Annotated in this window: 4 protein-coding genes; 1 reads left to right on the plus strand and 3 read right to left on the minus strand. The window is 43.8% G+C overall.

Features of this window, described 5'->3' with window-relative positions; genetic code table 11:
• Positions 1-664 precede the first annotated feature (664 nt).
• The 3 genes from CSV68_RS16295 to rbsK all read right to left on the minus strand — a co-directional run bounded on the left by CSV68_RS16295 (position 665) and on the right by rbsK (position 3941).
• Entirely contained in the window at positions 665-2287 is a 1623-nt protein-coding gene (locus CSV68_RS16295; protein ID WP_099662650.1) for a M20/M25/M40 family metallo-hydrolase, read from the minus strand.
• A gap of 98 nt (positions 2288-2385) precedes the next feature.
• Complete coding sequence (locus tag CSV68_RS16300; protein WP_099635636.1) at positions 2386-2910, minus strand: DinB family protein; 525 nt, start codon at positions 2908-2910, stop codon at positions 2386-2388.
• Positions 2911-3062: 152 nt separating this feature from the next.
• Entirely contained in the window at positions 3063-3941 is an 879-nt protein-coding gene (gene rbsK, locus CSV68_RS16305) for a ribokinase (RefSeq protein WP_099662651.1), read from the minus strand.
• 177 nt (positions 3942-4118) lie between these two features.
• Between rbsK and CSV68_RS16310 the strand changes: the two genes are divergently transcribed.
• On the plus strand, positions 4119-5471 hold the full coding sequence (locus tag CSV68_RS16310; protein ID WP_099662652.1) for a YjiH family protein: 1353 nt from the start codon (positions 4119-4121) through the stop codon (positions 5469-5471).
• Positions 5472-5630: the final 159 nt, after the last annotated feature.

The following is a 5630-nucleotide window of genomic DNA, read 5'->3' on the forward strand; positions in this document are numbered from 1 at the left end:
ACCACAGCAGTCGCCTTCGTTAGAGTATGTGTAGGACAGTTCTTCTACTTCTTTTTCAAAAAGTACAAAATCAGTATTACCAATTCACGGATCTTCTTCCCCTTAGAACCACAACCAAAATAAATACCACTCAGTAGCTCAGGCACAACTGCGGGGTAGGCCGTGGCCGGGAGACAACTGGCAGCACCACCGCCAGCTGGCTCCTGGCTGTAGGCAATCCCCCACGTGCCTGCGCGAGTCCAAAAAGCAGACACTCACTAACTTTAGTACCCAACCACCAGTCGAGCAACGACTCCGACAAAAGTACCAAAGACCCGCAGCGGCATAGTTGTTCCGTCAACCGCGTTTCTAGATTGGGTAAGATACGCAAATTATCATTCTTAGAACCACAACCCAATTAAATACCATTCAGCAGCGCAGGCACAACTGCGGGGTAGGCCGTGGCCGGGAGACAACTGGCAGCACCACCGCCAGCTGGCTCCTGGCTGTAGGCAATCCCCCACGTGCCTGTGCGAGTCCAGAAAGCAGACACTCACTAACTTCAGTACCCAACCACCAGTCGAGCAACGACCCCAACGAAAAGCCACAATGCCCCGCAGCCGCCTAGCCATCCTGCCAACCGCGTTTGTTAGTCGGATAATACTTCACTAAGTATAAAACAACCTCACCGAGACTTCGGCTGACTCATACCCGCAAGCTTCTTCACCAACTGATCCAACAACACCGGCATCTCCCTGAACGCACTATCAATATGCAACCGCTCCGTCTTCTGATGCGCATCCTTACCAAACGGCCCCACATTCAGCACCGGTGCAGTTAACTTACGCATATCCTCAAACGGTATCGAATACGTCGCACCATAGACCGGCGTATTTTTTGCAAACGCCTTCCAATGATCCTCTTCATCCTTATAATGCACATAACTCAAATCACAAATCCCATTAAAGTAATGCACCTGCTCAATGGTCAGGTCAAAGACTTGCGCACGCTCCTGCAAAAACTCAATGGATTCCTGTACGAGCGGATCGTCGGATGAGTTGACTGCTGGGTAATAAGGCGGCGCATAGAATAACACCGTCGCTGGACCGAGTTCCTGGCACTCCATCATCAGCGTATCGACAATACGTATGCATTGCTCGCGGTCATCCCATTCTTCTTGTAACAGCACTTCCTGTTTCAATCGATTCACTTCGTTTTTTCCTAACTGATCTTCAGCATATTTTAACAACTCTTCAAAACGCAGTACGCGAATATCTCCCAGCGGTACGGCCGATTCACGTTCACATACTGCTTTATACTGTTCATTACACTGTGCCATCGCTTCATTCGCCACTTGCTCGAATAAACTCATGATTTCAGCGGCTGTCCGCTTGAATAAGAAGACATTATATAACGCAGCTGCTCGCTGTGGTGTTTGTGTAGAGTACTGGATTTTTAAATCTTTTTGGTGCAGTGTGACCGGAAGAGGTGTGGACTCATCTTGATGTATTTCACGGAATAAAGGATTCCACTCCATCTTATGCGTTAAAAACGATGCCATGTAATCTGCAGTAATTCCTTTTAAAGGTTCGCCGACATGCGTTTCTTTGCCATAGAATAAAGCAGAAGGCATAATCTTTCCGATGGTTCCGGAATAAATATATTCTTTCGTATCCGAAGGTCCTTGTGAAAATGAAGGCTCTCCGTTCAAGAATAATTTATAGCGATGACCTTCCTGCTCTTGTAGACGGACAAGTTCTTTAACAGCGGCGCGCATTCCCGCAGAGTTTACTTCTTCATCGGGTACTGTACACAATAATAAATTAATAGGCCACTTTTCTATACTTGCTCGTTCGATCAACTGAATATGTAAGGCCAAACCCATCTTCATATCCATCGTGCCTCGGCCAAATAGATATTTCCCTGATTCCAAATCAATGCGTGCCGCTTCTGGCAACATATCTTTGTTTTCTAGCAACTTTTTCGTCAGTTCTTCTGGATGGAAAGCGAGCGGTTCAAGTGCTCCGTATTCATCTGTTTGCACAGTGTCGAAATGACTGATCAAGACAATGGTATCTATAGCATCTGGGTGTTCATACAGAGCATGTACGACTTGCCGCCCAAGACCCGCATCATGAAGCGTAATATTGTCAGGATTCTCCGTGAAATATTCCAATTCGCTCAACTTGTTTTGTAACTTCCAGGAAAAGAAACGCTCTCCTTCCGTCAATGTACGACTATCCCAACTTACTAGTTCACAAAGTAATGCACGCAGCTTTTCAGGGGTATCAAAACGGTATCGATTCATTCCATCTCCTCCTTCACGGTTAGGTAAAGTATAGCTGATTTTAAGCAATATGAGAAAAGAACTTGTATGCCATCGTGAGGCAAACAAGCTCTTTTTTATTATTTAGACGTGGAAACTAGCTGTACGCGAGCCGACTTCACTTGCTCCACTGCTCGTTTCAATTGTCGTAGATGACGTTTTTCGTGGAATCCTACGAAACGGAACCATTGAATTAACGGCACATTTCCAAAAATCGGATGCTTGAGTGATTTACAGCGAAGTTCTGTAATAGTGGCAGATTCATAGATATCCAGCAAAAAATTTCTTGATGCATGCAACTTTTCTTTAACTTCTGGAATAGATAGATGCATGTCTGTTGGTTGTGTATATTCCATGAAATACGCCTTTACTAAAGGACTTGCCGATACACTGATCGGTTTTTTGAATACACGCAAACTCTCAGGATTTTTCAATTCTTGGGCGATGTTTGTAGCAACTCGACATTCCATTAATGCTAAATGTTCTACAATCTGTTTGGGTGACCAGCCGCCATGTGATGGTGTTCCGTTAAATTCCTCATCTGTTAAGCCATCAATCAACTGCAAGATGCGTTTACGGACCTTGATGTTTTCTCCAAAAACCATCAACATCTACCTCCATTTCTTCCTCGTAATCCAATCTATTGCCATAGCATACGCCTTTTGTTCAGAGATTTAAAGAGGGAACGGTTATATTTTTAGTAAAGCCCAGCAATGGTGACAGAAGAGTGCCAATCAGGCCTGGTATAAAAGGCTTTCTAGACTTTTTTATCCGTCACATTTCTTACTTCTTGCGCAGTCGGCATACCGCCTTGTGCACCGAATTTACCTACCGATAATGAAGCCGCCACATTGGCGAACTGAACGGCAGAATGTAAATCGTTCCCTTGCACTAATTGGCTAGCCAGCGCTCCGTTAAATGTATCTCCTGCGCCTGTCGTATCCACAACCTGTGCAGGCACACCCGGCACGTAGATTATTTGCTCCCGATCATGATAACAAACACCGTCTTTTCCTAATGTCACGAGCAGTTGAATCGGATAGTTTGAAACCGTTTCTTCTATTGAAGTACCAAAGAGCTGTGCGGACTCCGTTTCATTCGGCGTCAAATAGTGAACATACGGCATATACTCTAATTGAAAGCTACTCGAAGGCGCCGGATCCATCATGACAGGCACTTCTAATTCTTTACATAGCTTAAGCACAGACCACACCGTATCTATAGGAAGTTCCAGTTGCATCATCACCAATTGGCTAGCTCCAATAACAGATTTCAATTCCCCAATCCGCTGCGGAGTTAACGCGTGATTCGCTCCTGGTATCGAAATAATCCGATTGTCCCCTTCTGTCAATAAAACAATAGCTACACCGGAAGGAGCTTCTGCTTGTGTGATATAGGTAGTGTCCACTTGTTGATTCCGCAAATTAGCTACAATCATTTCTCCGAATGAATCCGCCCCAATTGTGCCGATTAGCTGAACGTTCTGTCCAAGTCTCGCACATGCTACAGCTTGATTCGCCCCCTTGCCACCAGGTGCCGTCTGAAAGTCCTTCCCTCTAACCGTCTCACCTTGTAACGGAAACTTGTCCGCTTGTGCAATGATATCCATATTCGCACTGCCAATTACTGTAATCATGCATACGCCTCACTTCCCGCTCTTTTATCGATCCTATACTTTTATATATCCTGTTTCAATATAGACTGCTTGCTGACTGAAAAGTTACACTTTGTGCTAAAGTATTTACAACGTCTCGTTAAACAGTATAATGAATAAATATACATCAACTAGATTATTCACAAGGAGAGAAATACCTTGAAAAAATATACAGCTAGCACTTGGTTAGCATTTTTAATTCCATCTATACTCGGTGTTCTACTATTCATGATTCCACTACCATTTGCAGCAGGCTGGAAAGTACCCATTGCCAAATTGGCGGATTTATTGTCCGGTGCATTGGAACCGATTATTCCACAACTTATGATGTACTTGATCATTGCGTCTGCACTCGGATCCGTGCTTTATTTATTCGTTAAAAAAGATCCAAACAGACCTTCATTCTTTACAAACTTATTCAAAGTAACTCCGTTTTGGACGATTACCCGCATTGTAGGGGCAATCTTCTCCATCATGGTCGTCTATAAATTAGGACCTGAAGCAATTTGGAGTGAGGATACAGGCGGATTGCTACTCGCAGGTGACGGACTCGTTTCTTTCCTGTTCAGTATCTTCTTCTTCGCAGGTCTATTGCTTCCTTTATTACTGAACTTCGGTTTGCTCGAATTCTTCGGTACATTGATGGTAAAGATTATGCGACCTTTATTCAAATTACCTGGTCGTTCTTCCATAGATGCACTCGCTTCATGGATTGGAGACGGCACAATCGGTGTTTTGCTAACAAGTAAACAGTATGAAGAAGGCCACTATACACAGCGTGAAGCAGCGATTATTTCGACTACGTTCTCTGTTGTGTCGATTACATTCACACTCGTCATCATTGATAAAGTTGGTCTTGGAAACTACTTCCTACCATTTTATGCGACGGTTCTGTTCACAGGGTTGATCCTCGCCCTCATTATGCCAAGAATTTATCCATTACGTTCTATTAAGAATACGTATATTGACGATCATGAATATTCCACGGAGAATGAAAAACTGCCTGCCGGGACAAGCGTATTCAAACTAGGACTTACTAGCGCACTTGATACGGCTTCGAAACAACGCTCTGTTGTGAAAACTGTTCGTGCAGGTATGCAAAACGTTCTCGACATGTGGTTCGGCGTCGCACCAGTAGTTATGGCTTTCGGTACGGTCGCTTTGGTGATGGCTGAGTACACAAGCGTATTCCGAATTTTAGGTAAGCCATTCGAATACATCTTGAATATCTTGCAGATTCCTGAGGCTGCCGAAGCCGCACAGACAATGGTAGTCGGATTCGCAGATATGTTCTTGCCTGTTATTTTAGCAGAAGGCGTCATTACATCACCTATTACACTATTTACAATTGCGGCAGTTTCCGTAATCCAACTAATTTACATGTCTGAAGTCGGTGGCTTGATCTTAGGAACGAAAATCCCATTAAATATCTTCGACTTACTCATCATCTTCTTATTGCGTACAATCATTGCCCTGCCAATCATTGCAGGTATTGCACATTTATTGTTTTAACTAGAATGAGAACCCGTTACTTCTTTAAACTGTACCCTATAAGATGGACACTTTGAAAAAGTCCCTCTTATAGGGTATTTTTATGTATACTATGAAAAATGATGTCGGGGGTGGGATCAAATGACTAACATATTATTTACTAAAAAAGAACAGGAGCAA

The sequence above is a fragment of the Sporosarcina sp. P29 genome (genome assembly GCF_002743265.1).
Lineage (GTDB): Bacteria > Bacillota > Bacilli > Bacillales_A > Planococcaceae > Sporosarcina.